General features: G+C 44.0%; 22 protein-coding genes and 1 riboswitch. Of the genes, 20 read left to right on the top strand and 2 right to left on the bottom strand.

Translation table 11 applies throughout. The features are described from left to right. Positions 1 to 585 precede the first annotated feature (585 nt). The 8 genes from QMA13_RS14505 to QMA13_RS14540 all read left to right on the top strand — a co-directional run bounded on the left by QMA13_RS14505 (position 586) and on the right by QMA13_RS14540 (position 7,561). Positions 586 to 1,542 carry a hypothetical protein gene (locus QMA13_RS14505; protein WP_282942220.1) on the top strand — a complete coding sequence of 319 codons (957 nt, stop codon included), beginning with the start codon at positions 586 to 588 and terminating at the stop codon, positions 1,540 to 1,542. Between the two features lie 6 nt (positions 1,543 to 1,548). Continuing rightward, a complete protein-coding gene (gene uvrA, locus QMA13_RS14510) occupies positions 1,549 to 4,443 on the top strand; it encodes an excinuclease ABC subunit UvrA (protein WP_282942221.1) in 2,895 nt (964 codons plus the stop codon). A gap of 75 nt (positions 4,444 to 4,518) precedes the next feature. Then, positions 4,519 to 5,103, top strand: coding sequence for a GNAT family N-acetyltransferase (locus QMA13_RS14515; protein WP_282942222.1), 585 nt, complete (start codon positions 4,519 to 4,521; stop codon positions 5,101 to 5,103). Between the two features lie 189 nt (positions 5,104 to 5,292). Next, positions 5,293 to 5,442, top strand: a riboswitch (cyclic di-AMP (ydaO/yuaA leader). A 103-nt stretch (positions 5,443 to 5,545) separates the two neighbouring features. After that, positions 5,546 to 5,713: a hypothetical protein gene (locus tag QMA13_RS14520; RefSeq protein ID WP_282942223.1), complete on the top strand. Its 168-nt coding sequence runs from the start codon at positions 5,546 to 5,548 to the stop codon at positions 5,711 to 5,713. Positions 5,714 to 5,958: 245 nt separating this feature from the next. Beyond that, positions 5,959 to 6,270 (top strand): rhodanese-like domain-containing protein, encoded by a 312-nt coding sequence (locus QMA13_RS14525; protein ID WP_481858173.1) that lies wholly within the window; start codon positions 5,959 to 5,961, stop codon positions 6,268 to 6,270. A 45-nt stretch (positions 6,271 to 6,315) separates the two neighbouring features. Beyond that, positions 6,316 to 6,540, top strand: a complete 225-nt coding sequence (locus QMA13_RS14530) for a sulfurtransferase TusA family protein (RefSeq protein ID WP_282942224.1) — start codon at positions 6,316 to 6,318, stop codon at positions 6,538 to 6,540. Between the two features lie 133 nt (positions 6,541 to 6,673). Next, positions 6,674 to 7,057 (top strand): rhodanese-like domain-containing protein, encoded by a 384-nt coding sequence (locus QMA13_RS14535; RefSeq protein ID WP_282942225.1) that lies wholly within the window; start codon positions 6,674 to 6,676, stop codon positions 7,055 to 7,057. 21 nt (positions 7,058 to 7,078) lie between these two features. Continuing rightward, complete coding sequence (locus QMA13_RS14540) at positions 7,079 to 7,561, top strand: DsrE/DsrF/DrsH-like family protein (RefSeq protein ID WP_282942226.1); 483 nt, start codon at positions 7,079 to 7,081, stop codon at positions 7,559 to 7,561. A 110-nt stretch (positions 7,562 to 7,671) separates the two neighbouring features. On the opposite strand, the gene QMA13_RS14545 is transcribed toward QMA13_RS14540, so the two are convergent. Beyond that, positions 7,672 to 7,959: a hypothetical protein gene (locus QMA13_RS14545; RefSeq protein ID WP_282942228.1), complete on the bottom strand. Its 288-nt coding sequence runs from the start codon at positions 7,957 to 7,959 to the stop codon at positions 7,672 to 7,674. A gap of 303 nt (positions 7,960 to 8,262) precedes the next feature. Between QMA13_RS14545 and QMA13_RS14550 the strand changes: the two genes are divergently transcribed. From QMA13_RS14550 to QMA13_RS14575, 6 genes are all read left to right on the top strand, one after another. Next, positions 8,263 to 9,213, top strand: coding sequence for a D-2-hydroxyacid dehydrogenase (locus tag QMA13_RS14550; protein ID WP_282942229.1), 951 nt, complete (start codon positions 8,263 to 8,265; stop codon positions 9,211 to 9,213). 228 nt (positions 9,214 to 9,441) lie between these two features. Then, positions 9,442 to 10,899 carry a catalase KatA gene (gene katA, locus QMA13_RS14555; protein ID WP_282942230.1) on the top strand — a complete coding sequence of 486 codons (1,458 nt, stop codon included), beginning with the start codon at positions 9,442 to 9,444 and terminating at the stop codon, positions 10,897 to 10,899. A 118-nt stretch (positions 10,900 to 11,017) separates the two neighbouring features. Then, positions 11,018 to 11,512, top strand: coding sequence for a hypothetical protein (locus QMA13_RS14560; protein ID WP_282942231.1), 495 nt, complete (start codon positions 11,018 to 11,020; stop codon positions 11,510 to 11,512). 148 nt (positions 11,513 to 11,660) lie between these two features. After that, a complete protein-coding gene (locus QMA13_RS14565; RefSeq protein ID WP_282942233.1) occupies positions 11,661 to 11,837 on the top strand; it encodes a hypothetical protein in 177 nt (58 codons plus the stop codon). A 213-nt stretch (positions 11,838 to 12,050) separates the two neighbouring features. Further along, positions 12,051 to 13,814: a methyl-accepting chemotaxis protein gene (locus QMA13_RS14570; RefSeq protein WP_282942235.1), complete on the top strand. Its 1,764-nt coding sequence runs from the start codon at positions 12,051 to 12,053 to the stop codon at positions 13,812 to 13,814. Between the two features lie 92 nt (positions 13,815 to 13,906). After that, the gene (locus QMA13_RS14575; protein ID WP_282942237.1) at positions 13,907 to 15,484 is read left to right on the top strand and encodes an ankyrin repeat domain-containing protein; all 1,578 of its coding nucleotides are present in this window, start codon (positions 13,907 to 13,909) and stop codon (positions 15,482 to 15,484) included. A 503-nt stretch (positions 15,485 to 15,987) separates the two neighbouring features. Here QMA13_RS14575 and QMA13_RS14580 read toward each other — a convergent pair. Further along, positions 15,988 to 16,458, bottom strand: coding sequence for a hypothetical protein (locus QMA13_RS14580; protein WP_282942239.1), 471 nt, complete (start codon positions 16,456 to 16,458; stop codon positions 15,988 to 15,990). A gap of 237 nt (positions 16,459 to 16,695) precedes the next feature. On the opposite strand from QMA13_RS14580, the gene QMA13_RS14585 reads away from it, so the two are divergent. From QMA13_RS14585 to QMA13_RS14610, 6 genes are all read left to right on the top strand, one after another. Next, positions 16,696 to 17,952, top strand: a complete 1,257-nt coding sequence (locus tag QMA13_RS14585; protein ID WP_282942241.1) for a S1C family serine protease — start codon at positions 16,696 to 16,698, stop codon at positions 17,950 to 17,952. Positions 17,953 to 18,060: 108 nt separating this feature from the next. Next, on the top strand, positions 18,061 to 18,882 hold the full coding sequence (locus QMA13_RS14590) for a DcrB/PsbP domain-containing protein (protein ID WP_282942243.1): 822 nt from the start codon (positions 18,061 to 18,063) through the stop codon (positions 18,880 to 18,882). Continuing rightward, positions 18,866 to 19,183: a hypothetical protein gene (locus tag QMA13_RS14595; protein ID WP_282942244.1), complete on the top strand. Its 318-nt coding sequence runs from the start codon at positions 18,866 to 18,868 to the stop codon at positions 19,181 to 19,183. The genes QMA13_RS14590 and QMA13_RS14595 overlap by 17 nt, the downstream gene beginning before the upstream one ends. A 118-nt stretch (positions 19,184 to 19,301) precedes the next feature. Further along, positions 19,302 to 20,474 (top strand): MalY/PatB family protein, encoded by a 1,173-nt coding sequence (locus QMA13_RS14600; protein ID WP_282942246.1) that lies wholly within the window; start codon positions 19,302 to 19,304, stop codon positions 20,472 to 20,474. 224 nt (positions 20,475 to 20,698) lie between these two features. Further along, positions 20,699 to 22,057: a sodium-dependent transporter gene (locus tag QMA13_RS14605; RefSeq protein ID WP_282942247.1), complete on the top strand. Its 1,359-nt coding sequence runs from the start codon at positions 20,699 to 20,701 to the stop codon at positions 22,055 to 22,057. 21 nt (positions 22,058 to 22,078) lie between these two features. Further along, positions 22,079 to 22,471: a VOC family protein gene (locus tag QMA13_RS14610; protein ID WP_282943401.1), complete on the top strand. Its 393-nt coding sequence runs from the start codon at positions 22,079 to 22,081 to the stop codon at positions 22,469 to 22,471. The last annotated feature ends 152 nt before the right edge of the window (positions 22,472 to 22,623 follow it).

The raw sequence follows: 22,623 nt of genomic DNA on the forward strand, positions 1-22,623 counted from the left end.
ATCACTACCGCGGGTGTTATAGCATAATAATTAGAAAAGATAGATAAGCTGCAGAACACAGCCCGTCTATCTTTTATTGATTCATTTCAAATGTCGCTAACACTATAATGTACACTCATCCCACATTCTATGAAGCTGTTGCGATCGAACGGCAAGGTCTTTATAAGGCATCGCGGTTATTGAAATCTTATCGAATTTATGCCTAAAATGGTCGCCTTCCTTCATCATGGAGAGTGAAAATTCGGTTTCTTCCCTTGCTTAGAACATTTCCGTCTTGATCGACTAGAACTGCACCAATCGGTACTGTGCCTTCCTCAAAAGCAATTTCCGCTTCCTTCAACGCGATTCAAGGAATTGGCGATCCAAATCCATAACAACTTCCCTCCTACTAAAAGCTAATCCATATTTATCCATATGTTTTCGACAATGGATTACATCATCCTTCTCTCTCCGTATTTAAATAGATTCATTTTGTAAAAAAAATGGTTTACATAGCGAACGTATGTGCCGTATAATGTGGGTAAAGTGGATAAATATGGTTAAAATATATGAGTCGTATGGTATTCTGTCATCTGGAGGTTGGTTATGGAGCTGGCAAAGCAAAGGGAGTCAATGACGGCTATATTTAGGGATGCACTGCAAACCTTTGTTAGTAAAATCAAGCAAGACGATCAAGTCATAGCAGCGATTCTGATGGGAAGCTTATCCTACGATCAAGTATGGGAGAAGTCCGATATTGATTTGAAATTGATCGTCCACGAGCAAAAGCTGAGTAAAAGCTATATGTGCTTTGTCGAGAACGATGTACCGATCAATACGAGTATTCAAACACGAAATGAGTTCAAGCGTTGGATTGAACGGTCTTTGCAAAGCTCCATGAGCCATTCCATGCTGGTACGAAGTACGCTTTTATTTACAAAGGATAGCTCCATAACGCCCTATTTCGACCAAATACGTGTCGTCGGTGATCGTGATCGCCAGATGCAATTGATGCGAATAGGATGTCACACATTGGGCATGCTGGCCAAGGCGGAGAAATGGCACTATGTTAAGAGAGATACGGTTTACAGTGCGCTTTGGATTATGAAGCTGGTGGACATGCTTGCACAGATTGAAGTTGTGCTGAATCAGGAAGTGCCAATGAGGGAAGCGGTTCAACAAGCTTTAGCCTTTAACCCTGAATTTTTTGATGCAGTCTACATCCAGATGGTGTCCTATGAGGTTAATGAACAGAAGGTTAATGACGTGCTGCAGCGCATTAATAGCTATTTGAACGAACGGGCGGAACGATTGTTTCAGCCGATTTTAACTTATTTGAAGGATGAGGGAGACGTTCGAACGGCGACAGATATTGTGGAAAAGCTTGGTGTTGTCGTTCATCTTGATAACGGTTCCATTACAACGGCGTGCGACTGGTTAACAGATCTGGGGCTGCTTACCAAAATGGAAAGCGAAACGAAAGCGACTCCGAAAAGTCGTGTTGAACTATGTGAACCTGCATACTGGTATGAAAATACGGATGATATGGGTTGGGAGATGTGAGGTCCTGTGAGACAGTACATTGAAGTTCGGGGCGCAAGACAAAACAACTTGCAAAATATCGACGTCAACATTCCTAGAGATAAGCTGACCGTTATAACCGGGGTAAGCGGTTCGGGCAAGTCTTCGCTTGCATTCGAGGTGATCTATGGGGAAGGGCAGCGGCGTTTCCTTGAGTCACTATCTACCTTTGCCAAGAGTCGGATGAATCAGTTGAAAAAACCGGATGTGGATTTTGTGTTCGGGCTCTCACCCGTTATTGCCATTGAACAAAAAAAAGGCATAGTTAACCCAAGATCAACGGTGGGCACGATGACGGATATTTATGATTTTCTACGGCTGCTTTTTGCATCGGTTGGCGAAGCGAGCTGTCCGTTCTGTGATCACCCGGTTCCTGTACGCACAGTGAATCAAATGATCGATCACATTCAGTCTTTGCCGGAAGGAACAGAAGTTGAAGTCCTTGCACCTATCTACAAAATATTTGGTGAAGATTATGAAACACTATTCGATGAAATACGGACTAAAGGGTTTCGTTCGGTTAAAATAGACGGCACTCCCTTCAGCTTAGGGGATCCGGTTGAGCTTGACGATGAGCTTGAATATCAAATGGAGGTCATTATTGATAAATTCATCGTTAGGAAAGATACGTTCAAGATATTGAACAAGACGATTGAGAACAGCTTAAAGCTGGTCGGTGAAGGCTTTATTCGATTCGAAATCATCGTGCAACCTGATGGAGCTGCCATTGATCGCGATGGCTTCTATCGGGGATTTGCTTGTCCGGAGCATCATCTCACATTGGGTGAGCTGCATCCGTCCTACTTCTCTTTTAATGATCCTGAAAGCGCATGCCGTACTTGCGGGGGGATAGGAACCTTCATGCGGACAGAAGCACGCTTTTTAATTAAAAATGAAGATAAAAGCATTGCTAAGGGAGCACTGGATGCGAAGCTCCTCGGTACAAGTAATAATACTTGGCGTTGGTCGATGCTTCATAGCCTTGCAAAGCATTATGGCTTCAGTTTGGATACACCTCTAAAAGAATTGCCTGAGGATGTTATGAACATAGTATTTTACGGAACCAAAGGGCAAAAATTTCCTTTCATCGTTCCTGAGGATGCATCGAAGACTCAGGCCCGCCATGCCGGTAAACTGATGGGCTATGGTGGACTCGTCAATATGGTGAACCGATGGTATAAGCTCTATTTAAAGCGTAAATCATCCAATACGTCAGAAGATGAGTTTTATAAACGTGTCATGGTTGAACATACTTGTCCTGATTGTGAGGGAAGAAAACTGAAGCCGCAGCGCTTCTGCGTAAAGGTCGGAGCTGAAGATATCCACGAGCTGTGCAGTCAATCGCTTAAGGATCTTCACCAATTCTTGGAGGGGGTATCCTTTCCCAAGGAGAAAGCTCAGATAGGAAAGCAAATTACAAGCGAAATTCAATCGAGGATCTTGCTGCTATTGGATATTGGGCTCGATTATTTAAGCTTGGGCCGTCGTTCGGATACTATTTCTGGCGGTGAGGCACAGCGAATTCGGCTTTCTACACAAATCAGCTCAGGGCTTATGGGCATGCTTTATGTTCTGGATGAACCGAGTATTGGGTTGCATGCCCGAGACAGTATTAGAATTGTCGATACATTAAGAAAACTGCGAGATACGGGGAACACGATTATTGTCGTTGAACATGATATCGATACGATATGCAGTGCTGACCATATCATCGAAGTTGGACCAGGTCCAGGCACACGGGGCGGGCGTATTATAGCTCAAGGTACAGCCGAACAGCTGCGCGAACATAAAGAATCCATTACGGGATCGTTTTTGTCCGGAGTAAGGAAAATTGAAGTGCCATCCAAGCGAAGGCAGGCATCGGGGCTCATGCTGACTATTAAGGGCGCAAGAGCTAATAACTTACGCAATGTGAACGTAGATATTCCATTAGGCCTAATGGTATGCATAACAGGCGTATCTGGATCGGGGAAAAGTACACTGGTTAATGAAGTGATGTACAAACAGCTCTATTCCGTGTTCCATGATGCGCGAATTGTTCCTGGTGAGCACGATTCGCTGGAAGGCCATCAGCATTTGACCGGTATTATCAATATCGATCAATCTCCAATCGGACGAAGTTCCCGCTCTAACGCTGCGACATACGTCGGTTTCTTTGATCGAATTCGTGAGTTGTACGCAGATGCAGCGGTGGCGGCAGGTAAGCAGCTTAGCAAGAATGACTTCAGCTTTAATCAAAAAAATGGTGGGCGTTGCGAGCATTGTCAGGGGGAAGGTATAGTGACGACTCCGTTGCAGTTTATGCCGGATGTCGAATCCGTCTGTCCTGTATGCAAAGGGGCACGATTCAATGATGAAGTGTTGGATGTGAGAATCAAAGACAAAAATATTGCCCAGGTGCTAGAGATGAGCATCGAGGAGGCAGTAGAATTTTTCAATGAGCAAGCCTATATCTTGCATAAATTGAATGTACTAAATCAGCTTGGACTTGGATATTTGCGGGTCGGACAATCTGCAACAACCTTGTCGGGCGGTGAAGCCCAAAGAATTAAACTAGCGACAGAATTAAGTAAACTGAAGCGAGGAGCGCATCATTTATACATTTTGGATGAACCTACGACAGGTCTACATTTGCAGGACATTCAAAAACTAATTGACTGCATTCAGCAACTGGTTGATGCAGGACACACCGTTGTCGTGATCGAGCATCATCTCGATATGATTAAAGTAGCTGACCATATCATTGACATGGGTCCCGAAGGCGGTAAAAACGGGGGAATGGTCGTTGCGAGCGGCACTCCAGAAGAAGTAGCAAAAGTAGAAGGTTCATTAACGGGTCATTTTCTGAGTGAAGTACTAGTTGCTGAGAATTGTTATTGGTAACGGTTAAGATAGGTGCACCTTATGCTACTGTGAAACAAAGTAAAGGTTAGCAATTTGAGAAGGGGGAGAGATCATATGGATACAATCAATCCACTTTTAATCACCATACCAGAAAGCTTTGAGACCGAGCGGTTAACGATACGAGCTCCTCAGTTTGGAGATGGAGCCATGGTTCATGAAGCTATTTGTGAGAGTATAGAGCAATTACGCCCCTGGATGCCGTGGGCACAGGATGTTCCCACCATGGAGCAATCCGAGATTGGAGTTCGGCAAGCCCGAGTTCATTTCTTGGACCGTTCCGATCTAAGATTATATCTGATTCACAAGGACTCAGGGAAACTTGTAGGATGCAGCGGACTTCATAGGATCGATTGGCAAGCTCGAAAGTTTGAAATTGGAGATTGGGTAAGCACATCGTACAGTGGATTAGGCTACATAACGGAAGCGGTTCAAGGTATTGCGAATTTCGCTATTGATCAACTGGAAGCCAACCGGTTAGAAATCAGATGTGATTCCATTAATCATCGAAGCATTCAAGTTGCGCAAAGGTCAGGATTTACTCTAGAGGGTATTCTGCGTCGCGACGAATGCAGAACAGATGGAGTATTAATGGACACGATGATTTTTGCAAGGGTTCGTGGCGTTGAGTTCGGTGTGTAATGTAAATGAGGAGGAATGTTGAGGAGTTAATGCAGCCGCTCAGGCGCAATCTAACTTTTGAGGAGGAGATGAAGTGAAAAAAAGAATATGGCTAATCGTGATAAGCACATTGTTATTAGGTACGGCTCAGTAGTCAAATTAGGCTTTACAATAATCATCAAAAAAAGGTATAATATAATATACAACTTAATAGTTTATGCGCTGAGTTTTCTTTGAGAAAAACGGGGGAACCAAGTAACATGGGGTGAATCGATGCGCAGCTCTTGGCTGCACATTGTAGGGCGTATTCTCACCGCCCGAATCCGACAGCTAACCTCGTAAGCGATTGTGGGAAGGATAGATTTGCTTATTAAAAGCACAAGGTCTAGCCTTGTGTTTTTCGTGCTACCAAAAGCAAAAAAGTCTTTCCTCAGCACTGTAACTTTGAGAGGAGGATTTAGTAATGGACAGCAAAGAAAAATTGTTTCATCTGTTAGACGGACTAACGGAACGCGATCAAAGGGCAGCCATTGAATTCATTCAATTTCTTGCGCATCGTAGTGGTAAAAAAATAAATAACGAAGAAGTCATCAATTTATATGGTAAAAATTATTTCGTCGTACCGGATTAATAGGTAAGAAGAACGTATAGTTTTTTATAACATAAGACAAAGCGATCGTATCTCGATAAGTATCGAGACGGTCGCTTTTGTATTTTTCAGTGATAGTCTTGACGCGGAACAGAAGATTAGGTATATTATTTTTATACCTATACGGGTATATGTAGGATTTCATTACTCAGATTTGCTTTGTATTGAAATCATTTTTTTGGTCTTTTATATACCCTATAGGGTATATGGAGTGAGGAGGAATACAATTGAGCTATAAAGAAATGTTGCCGCAGGATGTTCTAAACCGAATACAGCATCAAGGATTGATTCATATTTTAGATGTGCGTGAAGACGATGAATGGGAATCGGGTCATATTCCTGGTGCAAAGCATATTCCGCTTGGTCAAATAGCTAAGGCGCTAAATGAACTGCAGCCTAAGACAGAGACGATTGTTGTTTGCCGCAGTGGTAATCGAAGCCGAGTTGCATGTGATTATTTATCCTCATTCGGTTATACCGTGGTTAATATGAGCGGCGGGATGTCCGAGTGGACAGGAGAAGTAGAATACGGGAAGTAGCAAAAGGACTAAACAAACTTTGAATATTACAGAGGAGGAATCATTATGGCGAATTTAGTTGTTGATGCCAAAGGATTGGCATGCCCAATGCCCATAGTAAAAGCGAAAAAAGGGATGGATTCTTTGGAATCCGGAGAAGTTATGGAGCTGCATACGACCGATAAAGGCTCAATGAACGATTTTCAGGCTTGGGTAAGGCTGTCAAAGCATGAGCTTGTGGAGGCAAAGGAAGAGCAAGGGGTGTTTTTTTTTCTAGTTAAAAAAGGATAAAACCTGCTCGGCAGCCCATTAGACATATGTAATGGATGTTTTACCAATCATCGTTCATTGAACCTATACCCTGTAAAGGTATACTATATTTCAATCATATATCTAGGGTATATGGAAGGAGGCTGTCAGTTCAGTGATCAAATATGTTGTTCTATTTATTATATTATTTATTTTTTATCAACGAATTAGACCTGTTAAAGGGTTGAAATATATGGATGCAAATCAGTTATGTGTATATATGAAGAGCTCTCCGAATTCATTTGTTCTTCTGGATATTAGAGATTCTGTCGACTATTATGCCGGACATCTGGAGGGAGCGGTTCATATTTCTTTAGGCCGATTACCTTTTGTTAAGAAGAAAGAGCTAAGTGCTGGGTCGAACATCATACTGGTTTCAGATTCAAAATATCACAGCAAGAAAGCGGCCAGAATTTTGAAAAAAGCGGGCTTTCCTCATTTGATTGCCCTTAATAAAGGGAGGCTTTCCTGCTGCATCAATAAGCCAATTGGGATTTAGACGAACAGAAAGGATGTTAGTATGGGAGACAATAAAGAGAGAACTACGATCGTTCTGTTCAGCGGAGAGCTTGATAAAGCGATAGCTGCATTCATCATTGCGAATGGTGCCGCGGCTTATGATCATGAGGTGACGATTTTTTTCACCTTTTGGGGACTAAATGCTCTTAGAAAAGATGAGCCTATTAAATTGAAAAAAGGCTGGCTCGAAAGTATGTTTGCTAAAATGATGCCAAGAGGGGCAAATAAGCTCGGTCTTTCCAAAATGAATTTTGGCGGCATGGGCCCGCAAATGATCAAGCATGTGATGAAAAAGCACAATGCGCTTACTCTGCCTCAACTAATTGAGTTAGCACAAGAGCAACGTGTTAAACTAGTTGCCTGCACGATGACAATGGACCTGTTGGGCTTACAGAAGGAAGAACTTATGGATAAATTAGAGTATGCAGGGGTTGCGGCTTATTTAGGAGATGCGGCGGAAGCTAAAGTAAACTTGTTCATATAGGAAGCGCATGAAACACTAAAAATCCCGTAAAGCCTATAAGGCTACACGGGATTTAGTCTTTATTGGTTCGCTGAGAGATGGACTTTGTTAGGAAGGTGATCATTGGTTGACTATTTCACGTAGTAGGCACCAGTTGGCAGGGCAGTTGTTTTATTGACAACTACCAAGCCGACACCTCCAGGAATAAAGGCTACTAAGGAATCTTGATTGGTTACATAGATACCTGGAACATAAGTACCGTTCACATTGGTTTGAACCGTAGAGGAAACGGTAATAGTTGTAGGTTCAGCAGTTGATGACTTCGAGGTATCTTCAGCTGCTGCTGCACCTACTGCTGCTGGTAACATTAACGTTGCGCCTAGTACGACCATAGATAATTTTGTTTTGACCATTTTCATCCTTACCACTCCTTAGATTGGGTTGTATGTAATTCAATTTTCAAGGGGCTTTGATGTCCGCCTGGGAATTATTACCCTGTATTCTGATTTTGAAGCAATCGATCAAATCTTTACAACTTTGCACCTCTCAGTAAGGTATGAGAGTACAGCTAAATTATGCAACCGTTATTAGCTAATATTTATTGCTGTAGATAAGATGCCTGCCTGTTCGGTTTATAAAAGAATAGGGGTGTGATAGACTTCTAATGATGGGCAGCCGTTACAGAGAGAGCCCTAAGAAGATAGATTGGGGATGAATGGAATTTGAGTAAGACAGCTCCGAAAATTTTAGTGTATCATCGTGAAGCTGATAAATACGTGAAGTTCCTGCAAGATCACGGGTACACAACGATTCAAGCAGCCTCAACCAAAGAAGAAGCACTTATGAGCTTGAAGGAAACGGAAGTCATATTAGGCTGGAGATTCCCTACTGAGTTATTAGCTTTGCCTGAAGCTTCATCGGTAAGATGGATCCAATCAACGGGTGCGGGGATCGACGACCTAGTGACGGATTCAAATATTCCTGAGGACATAACCATTACTCGTATACTTGATCAGTTCGGCGGATTGATTTCTGAGTATGTATTTTCCTTTTTGTTATTTATAACAAAGCAGCTACCCAAAATGCTTCAAGCGCAAGAGCAGAGACGCTGGGATCCGTTCAAGGTCGATACGCTAAAAGGCAAAGTCATCGGGGTAGCGGGGCTTGGTTCTATAGGCTCGGAAATCATTAGAAAAGCTCGCGCATTCGATATGACAGTTTATGGTCTGAGCTTCTCTGGAAGCAATGCAGATCTGGTTGATCAGCATTTTACGGCAGGGGATTGGATCGATTTTGTTCGTGAAATTGATTATTTGGTGCTCACTTTACCGCTAACTCCAGGAACGTATCATATCGTGAATAAAGAAATCATGCGCGCTATGAAGCCTGGTGCTAGTATAGTGAATGTGGGGCGAGGGCAGCTAATTTCGGAGGAAGATATTGTGGAGGTTATGAAGGATGGGCTGCTGCACGCAGCTGTTTTGGATGTGTTTGAGAATGAACCGTTAGAAGCGAACCATCCGTTATGGTCAATGCCCAACGTGTACGTCACACCTCATTTATCGGGCCAAAGTCAATTTGAAGATGTCGCGCGTTTTTTTATAGATAACCTACGCTTGTTCGAGCAAGACAAACAGCTAATAGGGACGGTTAATCGTCAAAAAGGCTACTAAACGGCTCATTTCAACTCCATAAGGCTGCTTTGCAGCCATCAAGAATGAAATCCTCCTGGATCACTAATGTTGTGATTAGGGGGATTTTTGGTTAATACAGATTAAGAATGAACGGCAATCAAAATGAATACATATAGAACAAGCATAGTAAGTAGACAACTCCTCAATGACTTCTTAGGTAACGGCTCTAGGGGGACTACTGCAAATACTTTGATGAGGTGATTAAGAATGAGTCAGAACAAGAATAAGCTTACTACAAGTTGGGGCGCTCCTGTTGGGGACAACCAGAACTCCATCACAGCAGGATCACGGGGGCCGACTCTCATTCAAGACGTGCATTTGCTAGAAAAGCTTGCGCATTTCAATCGCGAACGGGTACCGGAAAGGGTCGTGCATGCCAAGGGTGCCGGGGCACACGGCTATTTCGAGGTGACGAATGATTTAACGCAATACACGAAAGCCGGCTTTTTATCGGAGGTTGGCAAAAGAACGCCATTATTCATCCGCTTCTCTACGGTTGCAGGTGAGAGCGGGTCGTCCGATACGGTAAGGGACCCGCGCGGTTTTGCCGTTAAATTTTATACAGACGAAGGTAATTATGATTTAGTAGGCAATAATACTCCCGTATTTTTTATTCGTGATGCAATCAAGTTTCCGGACTTTATCCATACCCAAAAGAGACATCCTCAAACTCATTTGAAGAACCCGAACGCCGTATGGGATTTCTGGTCCTTATCACCAGAATCGCTGCACCAAGTCACTATACTGATGTCAGATCGCGGGATTCCTGCAACCTTCAGGCATATGCACGGTTTTGGCAGTCATACATTTAAATGGGTCAACGCAGACGGTCAGGGAGTGTGGGTGAAGTATCATTTTAAGACGGAGCAGGGAGTACAAAATTTGGCTCCTGAGCTTGCTGCACAACTAGCCGCTGATAACCCGGATTACCATACAGAGGATCTCTTCAATGCAATAGATAAAGGCGAGTTCCCTTCCTGGAAGCTCTGTGTTCAGATTATGCCCCTGGAGGACGCGAATACCTATCGCTTCGATCCGTTCGATGTGACTAAGGTATGGTCTCAGAAAGACTATCCGTTAATTGAAGTCGGCCGTATGGTCCTTGACAGAAACCCGGAGAATTATTTCGCTGAAGTCGAGCAGGCAACCTTCTCTCCTGGAACCTTGGTACCTGGAATTGACGTCTCTCCGGATAAAATGCTGCAAGGCCGCTTATTCGCTTATCATGACGCTCATCGCTACCGGGTCGGCGCTAATCATCAATCTCTCCCGATCAACCGCGCGCACAACGAAGTGAACAATTATCAGAGGGACGGTCAAATGCGGTTTGATAATAACGGTGGAGGTTCCGTCTACTACGAGCCGAACAGCTTCGGCGGACCTTCTGAAACAAGGGAAAACAAGCAAGCGGCTTTTGAAGTTTCCGGTGAAGCGGATAGCGTAGCTTACGACCATCACGATCATTATACCCAAGCAGGAGACTTATATCGTCTGTTAAACGAAGAGGAGCGCTCGCGGCTCATTCAAACTATAGTGGGTGCTATGACACCGGTAGAAAGCGATGAAATTAAGCTTAGACAAATCGGTCACTTTTTCAAGGCTGATCCGGATTACGGACAACGTGTAGCAGAAGGCCTTGGTCTCAGAGTTCCGGAAGCAGATTAATCGAAGCGGCAGCTGACCTTTACATCATCGTGGAGGGACGCTGCCTTTCTTTTGTGAACAAACCTGTAAGCGCTAGCATTTATTAGTCTGATTAAATATGATCACGAGGTGATGGACTGTGCGCACTCGCATCTTATCCGAGCATATGATCAAAAAACGCTTCCCTCATATACGATATGTACGGGTTCATACGGAGGGTAAATATAAAGTTACGGTTTATGCATGGAATGAGGATTTGCAGCTCCATGATAAGGATATACGCAGCTTGAAGCAGTATGCATCCGACTACTTGCATCCTTACGCCTGCTTTAAAGTAAAGTCTTATCATATGGTGCAAAACGATAAGGTTCCTCAGGTTCAAGAGCTGCCGGACGATTTGAAAAAGAAAGCTATGAGCAGAGTGCTGGAGCAGGATGAAATTATGGATTATATGAATCAAGTGTTTTCCTTCGGGCGGCTGTCATTTGCGGATTATGATGCTGAAACGGGGACACTTTGTTTTGATTTCTACTCGAATCGGTCTGTGAATGCAGAGGAACGAGCTCTTGTTGCCAATTATTTAAATGAAATGATCCCTATCGGTTCTCGGTGTGATATTAATTTTCATCTGTAAGACGGGATAAGGAATGCGCAGAGACAATTGGGGAAGACCTATCATGCCAAGCCAGGAGAACAGGTTGATTAGACTCTTAATTTTGATTGAAAAGAGTCAAGGTCTCATGTAAACTGGGTCTTGAAACTGCATGAAGGGATCTGTTCGAATGAAGATGATTATATTCTTTGCGCTGCTATTATTGTACCCGTTGTTTTTACATTGGATCAAAATTAGCGACTATAGAGTCGTGCCTTTAGTGGTTCCTTATGCGCTTGGAGTTTTATCCATAACCATCATACTGTCCGGGATTACCGAATTTATTGTGAAAAAAATAAAGCAATAATCGTTCGAAAACACGGTTTTGTCCGAGCTTTTATAAATAAAATGATTCATTATGCTTAAATAATCAAGCGCTTCTGTATAAATACGGAGCGTTTTTTTATTTTTATAGGAAAATATTCCCCCTCGGGGAAGGGAAAAGGAAAAATATGTCGAAAACAAAATGTGCATGTTGAAACGTTGTGTAGTGTCATATTGCTAAAGGGGCTCGATAATCATGAAAGGTTTCAAATGGACTCAAAATCGTCTGGCGTTAAAGATTGCTGTAGTTGTTATGATGGTTATTGTTTTGCTATCCGCCGGATATGTCTTTTTGCAGGTCAGCAATGTAAAAACCGCAGCCAAAGGGGTAATAACAAGCTACGGGATCCGTATGGCGGACAGCTACGCTAAAAAATTGGATACTACCCAATTGGAACCGTTCTTGAAGAATCCTCAGGAGAACGACAAGTATTGGACCATTCGTCAAGAGCTCAATCTGTTTCGCGAGCAAATTGGCGCATTGTACGTATATATTGTCAGAATCGATGAGAGTCAGAGGCCGCTAATCGTCATAGACGGTCAACCTAAAGGATCGCAATCGGCGTCTCCTATTAATGAGGTCACTGATATTCCTGATGACGCAATTAAATCGCTAATAGCTGGGGAAAACGCAAGCTCGCCTATTATCGATAATCCACAATACGGCAAATATATTTCGTCCTATGCACCCATTAAGAAAGCAGACGGTACTATAATTGGAGTACTCGGTATTGATACGGATGCGGCCGTAACAGACTCCATTTCAGGGGATATGATCCGTCAGAGTATTCCTATTTATGTACTGATGGGGATCATTACGCTTTTGAGTCTTGTATTGATTACTTGGGTTCTTGTTCGATCCTTCCGGCCTCTTAAATGGATTGTGGGTGCTTCAGAACAAATCGCTGTAGGTGAACTGGCGGGCGCGAACCGTTTATTAACGACGCATCCTGTTCGTTCTAAAGATGAGATTGGAGCGGTATACCAAGCGATGGTTCAAATGTCCTTAAGCTTGAATACGATCATTGGCCGCATTGTCTCTAACGTAGCTCAAACATCAGAGCAGCTTGTGTATTCCTCCGACCGATTCGCCTCAGATGCTAAGCATGTTCTGGAAATCAATACAAAAGCCAATCAGGCTGCCGGGCAAGTAGCTGAAGGCGCACAAGTCCAAAGTATGAGTACAGATGAGAGCAGCCGTTCCATGGAAGAGATCACTACGGCGATTCAACGGATTTCAGAAGCTTCATTAACGGCTGCGGACGCATCTCAAAAAGCACTGGAAAATGCTGAATCCGGTAAAAAAGCGATTCACCAAATGAATCTTCAAATCCATACGATATCTTCTGCGGCAGGAGAAGCCGTCCAAAGAGTCGGTGTTCTTCAAGGATATTCGAATGAGATCGAGAACGCACTGAGTGGAATTGCTGAAATTGCAAATCAGACGAAGCTGCTAGCTCTTAATGCTTCCATTGAGGCGGCTAGAGCCGGTGAGCATGGAGCAGGATTCGCGGTTGTGGCAGGCGAAATACGGAAGCTGGCGGAGAATGCTTCAGGGTCTGCACAGAAGATCGGAGAGCTGCTTCATAACGTGCAAAACGAGTCGCAGCGGATCAGTGATGCAATGAACAAAGGCTCCGAGGAAGTGCAGAAGGGCACGGTATTGTCGGAGCAGGCTGAAGATTACCTGGCGATGATTGTAGAGAAGTTCCGATTCGTGGCGGATCAGATTCACGATATCTCGGCTGCTACCGAACAAATATCTGCTGGATCGGAAGAGGTAGCCGCCTCTGTTATCGGAATCGCGGATATTGCCAAATCGTCCTCCGATCAAACTCGACATATTCGTGAACTAACGGATATTCAATTGGATGTAGTCAAGCAAATGGCTGACTCTGCCATTGCCTTAAATGAGATGACCCAAGATATGCGTGAAGCAATCAAGCAAATCAAAGTATAGTAAATTATGGTATAATGGAAGAAAGGCGAGGGAGTGCAAGAAGTCCCTCGCTATTTTTATATCTTGGGGATCTTCGAGGAGGATTGTGAGCTGTGGTCAACGATGATGCTGTTCAAAAAATGATAACTTACTCGGTCCAGGGGGACACTTCAGCGATGGAGAACCTGCTGCGCCAGGACCCAATGCTCGTAGATTGCCGAAGGGGTTACTTCACACCATTACATTTTGCCGTCAGATCAGGGCATTTAGCTTCCGTACAATTACTTCTTAATCATGGTGCGAACGCTGCAGAGAAAAACTTGGAGTGGCAGGACGATCCTTTGACTAAGGCAAAGGATCGGGGATGGAGCGCCATTGCGGAGCTGTTAGAGAGGCATTTGAAGCATCATTATCAGAGCTCTCCGGCAGGAAGCAGGATCGCCAGCATCATTCGGGATAGAAAGAGAGCAGATATCCTTAGTGAACTAATTGAGAACCCCGAAGCGATCCATTCCGGGGATGAACGTGGAAATACCCCAATGCATTGGGCTGTTCTTACCCGCCAACTATGGCTTATAGATGAATTGCTTAACCGAGGGGCTGATCTGTATCTGAAGCGCGCGGATGGCGCCACTCCATTACAGCTAGCCATTGACGGAGATTACTGGTATCGTGCTCGTCGTGATTTAAGTGCAGAAGCACTGCGGAATCACTGGTTTCTCGCAGGCTACTTGGTAGCACGTGGAGCTGCCTATGATATTTGGTTGGCTTCAGCCGTAGGAGATACAGAGCTTATTGCTTCTTATCTGGATGAAGACCCTACCCTAGTAAACAAGAAAAATAGCATCGGAAAAAGACCACTCCATTATGCGTCTTTACATGGACATGTGGCTGCTGTCAAGCTGTTACTCCAGCGTGGAGCAGATCCGAATGCTCCAGAGCGAGATGCTGATAACGGAGGTTCATTGTGGTCAGCCGCAAAAGGAAACCATAAGGAATGCGTAACCGTATTACTGGAGTATGGTGCCAATCCGAATGCAGTAGTTGAAGCGGGAGGCAATCCGCTGTTCATAGCTTTGCACGAAGGACACGATTCGCTGGTTAAATTGCTCTATACCCATGGAGCTGCAGCGAACCTAGAATCGGCTTGCTGCTTGGGCAGAATCGATTTAGTTGGCGAAATCGTAAATGCGAATCCCGCTCTTGTGAATTCCGGAGGTGATTTTGGTCCGCTATGCCTGGCAGCAGGTTATGGTCATACGGATATCGTTAATCTGTTGATTCGCTTCGGCGCAGATTTCAATGCCCCGTGGGACACGAATAATTTTATTGGATACGCCTTGGATGCGGGTCTTGATATGGTTCGATTACTACTGGATGCCGGGGCCAATCCGAATAACGCGAACTGGCAGGGGATTACCTATCTGCATAAAGCAGCATGGATGGGGAACGTGGAATTCGCCAAATTACTTATTGCTTATGGTGCCAATCTCGATGTGATTGAAAGTGAATATAATTCGACTCCTCTAGGATGGGCAGCCAAGTACGGCCAAATGGAGATGGTGAGGTTCTTATTAAAAGAAGGAGCGAATCCATCCCTTCCGGTGAAAGATGCATGGGCGCTTCCGATCGCTTGGGCGGAAAGAAGGGGACAAACAGAAATAAAAGCACTTCTCTCATCAAATCGGTAATGAACAACAAGAGTGGAAAAGCGGATAAAATCGAAACATGCTGTCAATTTTCATCTAAACCGAGACTATTTTATATATTTATAGTAAAATAATAGTAATTTTCTTTTTTTGAAAGTTAATTTTATTTTATTAATAAGCACTGAAAGAAGTTCGGCGGCAGCGTCAGACGTTCAAAATGAGGTGAATTCGTTGTTACAGAAACAACAAACAAATGGCAACAAAGAGAAAGGCGCTCCACTTAATAAGTCGGCATTGATGGTATCTTTATTCATGGCGACTGCACTAGTAGGATGCGGACAGGAGCCTCCTAAAGCGCCAGTGGCATCAACGGGGCAGCAGGTAGCCGCTACTACGCCGGCTCAACAGCCGGGGGATTCAAGCACTCCGCCTTTTGGCGGTACACAAAAGGACTATTGTCAGGATGAAAACAACGACAATAAATGTGATGACTCAGGCGATACGTACAACAAGGATTACGCCTATAACGAGGATGGAAGGACGTACTATGGACGGAGCTCATCTGTCTCCTCAGGAATCCTTGCAGGTGCTTTAGCTGGTGCGGTTATCGGTGCAGCTGCTGGAAGTCTAGGGAAGTCTGGGCAGCAGTCTGCTGCTAACACGAGCACCAATACGAGACCAGCTGCAGGAACGGATGTAAGGAATGATTCTCCCGCGGCAAACACCAAGCCCACGGCTACACCTGCTCCGACGCCTTCGACTTCGTCGAGGTCCGGTTCGTTTTCGTCGACAACATCAGGTGCTAACAGCAATAGCTCGATGAAAGATAATACTGCAACCACAGCGCCTAAAAGTACCGGCAGTTCCACAAGCTCCGGTGCAACCAGCTCTTCCTCGAGTTCGACCAACTCATCAAGTTCATCGGCTTCGAAGGGAACTTCCATTTCTTCGGGGAGTACGGGATCTTCGAGCAGCAAATCGTCCAGCAGCATATCCAGCGGGACATCCGCTTCCAAGGGCGGTATAGGCAGTAGCTCCAGTAGTTCAAGCAGCTAAAGGAAGAGACATAGTCTCTTCGGTCATATTAGAACATCCATTGTGTCCCCGTTAGTGGCACAATGGATGTTTTTTTATTTTAGGAAAGGAACTCCTATTAAACTAGTATTTACTAATTTTTTCTTGCACTCTAGCAATAGAGTAGGTAAGATTTAGGGGAAAAGTAACTAACTGCTGATAGGGAGAGACTCGGAAACATGAAAAGAATGAAAAGGATAAGTAAGGGTGTCATGAAAGGCTCGATAGCTGTTATGATCGCAGCTACGATGATTGCAACTCCCGTTTATGCAGATGCACTGCCTACTGGAACAACCATTCCGGCCCTAGTAGAGAAGACAACATCTTCCGTCGTTGCGATTATTGGAAGACCCAGTGATGACAAGAAAATATCGAAGTCCGATCGCTACCAGCTAGCGCACGGAACGGGAGTTATTGTTCGAAATGACGGATACATACTAACGAATGCTCATGTCGTGAAAAACATGCGTAACCTTACGATTGTCACATCCGATGGCAAATCATACTCAGGAAAGACTACGCATTACGACGAAGAGAGTGATTTGGCACTAGTGAAAATCGAGGCAACCGGTCTCACGCCTGCGAAGTTTGGTGAATCCTCGGATATTCATGTCGGCGAATCCGTAATGGCCATCGGGACTCCTCTATCCTTCGCATTACGAAATTCCGTAACCTCTGGAATTGTCAGCGGAATGGAACGGTCGGTTCAGTCCAAATACAGGCTGATCCAAACCGATGCGGCCATTAACCCTGGTAACAGCGGCGGCGCGCTTGTGAATATGAAGGGTGAGGTCATTGGCATCAACACGATGAAATACGTCGAATATGGCGTAGACAGTCTAGGCTTCGCTATTCCTGTGGATACAGTGCAATACGTGCTTGATCAATTTTTTAAATATGGTAAAGTGAAGCGTCCTACATTGGGCTTGGAGCTGGCTGAAAGCTGGGAAGCGGTTGTCGGGCTTCCGACAAGCAGCGGTCTTGAGGTTACATATGTAGAGCCTGACTCTACCGCAGCTAAAGCTGGTATTAAACAAGGGGATACGCTCCTGTCCATTAATTCGGTACAAATACATAATATGGTCGAATACAATGAAGCGCTCAAGAAATATTTGCCTGAGGATAAAGTACAGCTGAAGCTGCAATCCGGTACGGAATCCAAGAACGTGGATCTTGTGCTTGCAGAGGACAAATCAGCAAGCTCTAATGTGGTGCAGGATTCCGATGGATCTTATATTGATGCGGACCAAGGAAAGACTATAATAGGAGACAGCCATTTTGGCTGGTCGATGAAATATCCTTCAGGTCTCGTGAAGACAAGCCAATCGACAACGGGGGATAATATTATGTTCACCGATGCTAAGGGTGATTATGCTATTAATATTCGTGTACAAGAGAAGCAAAGCCGAGATTTATCACCGTTGGGGCTCCTCTGAAAGCTCGATACACAATCCGTGCTGGGTACGATTTTAGAGAAACGTTATGTTAATGAGGGTCCTGGCACTCAGCCTTACGCTAAGTTGGTTGGGGAAAAATACAATGAGATGTATTATCAGGCGAGGGCATTTTTAAAGGATGATAAAATCTATTATGCCATTCTGGTTGTTAATACCAGTGATAGCAAGCATAGCGCAGCACAGAGCAACAGTATTGCGGATGTACTGGATTCATTCTCGCTTCAGTACGATGCGAAGAACAATTCATTAAAGGACATCTCGGTTTATCAGGATAAAACAACGGTATCGACGGAATACGGTATGACCTTTGATCTTCCGCAGGAATGGAGTAAAAAAGAATATGGCGGTGGCAATGTATACGCGAACAAAGATGGAGACCAATCGATTTCGGTTCAGGTAAGCTCGGCCGCGTCAGGCGATACTCTGGCTGATTGGGCTGCGCGACAAGAAAACAGGTTCAAGGATACCTATGTGACGGATTACCGCGAGGTTCAGGGTTCCAAAGAGACGACGATAGGCGGAGCAACCGCTATTCAAAACCTGTACAGTTGGACTATGGGAGATAAGTGGAAGCAAACCTATGTTGTTTACATTATTAAAGACAAGTATAAATACGAGTTGAGCATGACTTATCCCAAAGCCTCTAACAATGAGACTATGGAGAAGCAGCTTGCAAACTGGACTCATTCGATACAGTTTCCTAAAGAAGCCATGAACCGTTCAATGAGCATCATCCAGGATGAGGATGATTTGATCGATCCTGACCGGAAAGTTACGTTTACAAATAATAAATATGCTTATTCACTTCAGCTGCCTGAAATGTGGTTTGATGGTGGAGTGGAAGGAAGCTCTGATTCTGCGAGCAAGCTCATCTCTTTCGAGGGGGGGCAGCTTGAACATATCCGCTGACGATCGTTCCGGCTTGGAGGAAGTACTGAATCGTACCGAGCAGGAGTATAAGAAAAACGCGGATAATGATGCGAATTATAAGTATAGTGAGACTGACGAAACGTTGTTCGACACGGATGTCAAGAAATTTGCTGTACAGTATAAAAGCAAAAATGTCCCTTACACGCTTAACGAATATGTCATAGCGAAGAACGGAATCGTGTATACGATTCGATTACGGATTAATGACGCTGTCAAGACGGACAAGCAGTGGCAGCGATTGAACGATGCGTTCAATTCGATTGTTTTTACGAAGAAATAATGGCTTAATCTGTGTTTAATAATCGTGATTTATTGACAAACACCTTATAAAAGTACTACATTAGGAACAATTCTATCTACTATCGAAGTCATACAAAATAAACATGAGGTGGTATGTCTTGAGTAACTCGTTTGATCGTTTAATTGACCGTCGTAATACTCGTTCGTACAAATGGGACCAAAACGAAAAGCTGTTCGGGGATTCGGATGTACTTTCGTTGTGGGTTGCCGATATGGATTTTCCAAGCCCGCCCGCTGTTAAAGAAGCTTTAAAGAAACGTGCAGATATTGGCCTTTATGGTTATGCCATTCGCACGGACAGTTACTTTGAAAGTATCGTAAACTGGTTTCGTGAGCGTCATCAATGGGAGATTCAACCAGACTGGATTACCGATTCTCCAAGTATAGTAACGTCTTTAAGTCTAGCCGTAGAATTATTCAGTGAGCCAGGGGCTCCGGTTGTTATTCAAACCCCTGTTTACTACCCGTTCTATGATGTCATTGAAAGCAATGGGCGTAAGGTAGCCAAAAATTCGCTGCTGATTCGTAACGGGCGCTTTGAAATGGATTATGTGCATCTGGAGTCATTGTTTAAAGATGGAGCCAAGCTGCTTCTCTTATGCAGTCCTCACAATCCGGGCGGACGCGTATGGGAGAGGGAAGAGCTGCAGCAATTGGGAGAGCTTTGCTTGAAGTATCAAGTGACGGTTATTTCGGATGAGATTCATTGTGACTTAACTTTCCCTGGGCATAATCATGTTCCGTTTGCTACCCTGTCACCAGAGCTTGCTGACATTACCGTGACTTGCTTGGCTGCAACGAAAACATTTAATTTGCCGGGGCTTCATACGTCATTTATCGTTGCTTCCAATGCTAATCTAAGAAGGAAAATAGAGCATAGACTCAAAACATTGAGCTTACATATGGCTCAGCATTTTGCCCAGGATGCAGTTGAGGCTGCTTATCGTGAAGGGGCCGAATGGCTGGACGAAATGATGATTTATGTCAAAGGCAATCTTGATTATGCGCTGGATTATTTAGCTAAGCATCTGCCTGAAGTCAAGCCGCTTAAACCAGAAGGCACTTATTTACTATGGATAGATTGCCGTGAGCTGGGTTTAGATATTAAAGGTTTGAAGGACTTGATGTATCGCCGCGCCAAGGTGGCTTTCAACGAAGGTTCGGTTTTTGGAACCGAGGGCGAAGGATGGCTGCGCATTAATCTTGCGTGCCCGAGATCTATCCTTGAGCAAGCGTTGAAACAGTTCAGTGAAGCAGCTAATGTAAAATAACAAGCTGTAGCGGCTCTTGTTAGACAAGCAAGGCATCCTTTCAAATGGTTGCACAGGACGGTTCAATTCTATTGAACCGTCTCTTCATGATGTTTGTGTAGTATGTAGATTCTTGTACAAGGGGGATTTATTGGAGCGAAAATTGTACATAATAAGGAAATCTTAGCCGTTATTTCAGAACTGAATATTTTATTTGTAAGAGAGAAGGGACAGGAGATCACAACATGAGCAATAAAGCATCGGAGACATCTCTAAAGAAAGATAAGAAGGATCGATTTACGACTTCAGGGTTCATTATCGCGGCAATAGGCAGTTCAGTAGGATTAGGTAATATGTGGAAATTTCCTTATATTACAGGTAAGCACGGAGGTGCTGCATTTTTTCTGTTATTTATCCTTTGTTTACTCATTGTCGGTTTACCCATCCTGTTGGCGGAAATGACCATTGGCCGCGGCGGAAGGGGCAATGCTTCAAGCTCACTGTTTAATCTTAGCGGCAAAAAATATTGGGGTGTGCTGGGGTTGCTTCCCATTCTATGCGCGTTCTTTACGATGTCCTATTATGCAGTTGTAGCAGGTTGGACTGTTCATTATGCAGTGGAATCCTTCACTGGGCTGTTGTTTCAGCCAGGTATTGACTATAAAGAGAAATTTGTAACTTTTGCCGGTGGCTATATGCCCATTGTTTGGCAGGCACTTGTCGTGCTGCTTACCGGCTGGATAGTAGCCAGAGGGATTTCCGGCGGGATTGAGAAGTTCAACAAAATATTAATTCCCGGATTTTTAATCATTTTGATCATCCTTACGTTCCGATCCGTGACGCTTCCCGGTGCTGAGGAAGGACTTAGCTTTTTCTTAAAGCCCGACTTCTCAAAGCTGGACTCTGAGGCCGCTCTTGTAGCTTTAGGACATGCATTCTTCTCCTTATCTATTGGCTTCGGTTGTATGCTTACCTATGGTTCTTATGTAGACAAGAAGCAATCCTTGGGAACCGCTACACTGGCTATTGGCCTTGGTGATTTAATATATGCTTTTATCGGTGGCCTCGTTATTTTCCCAACCGTATTCTCGTATGGACTCAAACCGGGAGAAGGCGTAGGGCTGGCGTTTATGGCACTGCCAGTAGCTTTTTCACAAATGCCCTTTGGCATCATTTTTGGCGGTTTGTTCTTTCTGCTTCTAGCTATAGCGGCTTTGACTTCAGCGGTATCTATTCTAGAGGTACCCGTTTCATTCGTCATGCAAAGGTGGAATCTGAGTCGCAAAAGAGCGACACTTTACACAACGATCCTTTGCTTTATAGTAGGCGTTCCTTCTGCGCTCTCAGTATCAGGTATATTGAACCCGTATAAAGTCGGTGAAAAGACGATTTTTGACGTTGTTGACTTTACAACATCCTATATTCTGATGCCATTAGGCGGCCTGATTATTACTTTATTTACAGCTTATGCATGGAAACGTGCCGGTGAGGAAGCAGGATTGACAGGGGTCTGGTATAAAATATGGATGTTCCTATTACGGATAGTGAATCCGATACTTATCCTGTTAATTTTCCTTTATTCGATCGGTGTCATTTCCTTTTAAATAAAACAACGGAGGTACATGATGAAAATTCATTTGACTAGTGTATTTGTGGATGATCAAGAAAAGGCCCTAACGTTTTATACCGAGGTTCTTGGCTTTGTGAAAAAAATGGATATGCCGGCAGGTGAATTCAGATGGCTAACCGTTGTTTCTCCAGAAGGTTCTGATGATATCCAATTGATCCTTGAGCCTAACAACAATCCGGCAGCCCTCACGTATCAGAAGGCGATTTTTGATCAGGGAATTGCTGCAACATCGTTTGCCGTGGAAGATGTTCATCAAGAATACGAAAGAATGAAAAAGCTCGGTGTAGCCTTTACAATCGAGCCAACATCCATGGGGCCAATCACGATGGCTGTCTTCAATGATACTTGCGGGAACCTTATTCAATTGACTCAATTATTAATTGAATGACTTCACTGGAAACATCGGATATATAGGGAATAAATCGGGAGTCTGCTTAGGCAGACTTTTTTTATTTTTCCTTCGTGAAATAAAATTTCAAAAAAAGGTTTACATTATGACACAATGTTTTATATAATTTGTTAAGAAATTGTAAATATAAA

It is taken from the genome of Paenibacillus sp. RC67, assembly GCF_030020805.1.
GTDB lineage: Bacteria > Bacillota > Bacilli > Paenibacillales > NBRC-103111 > Paenibacillus_S.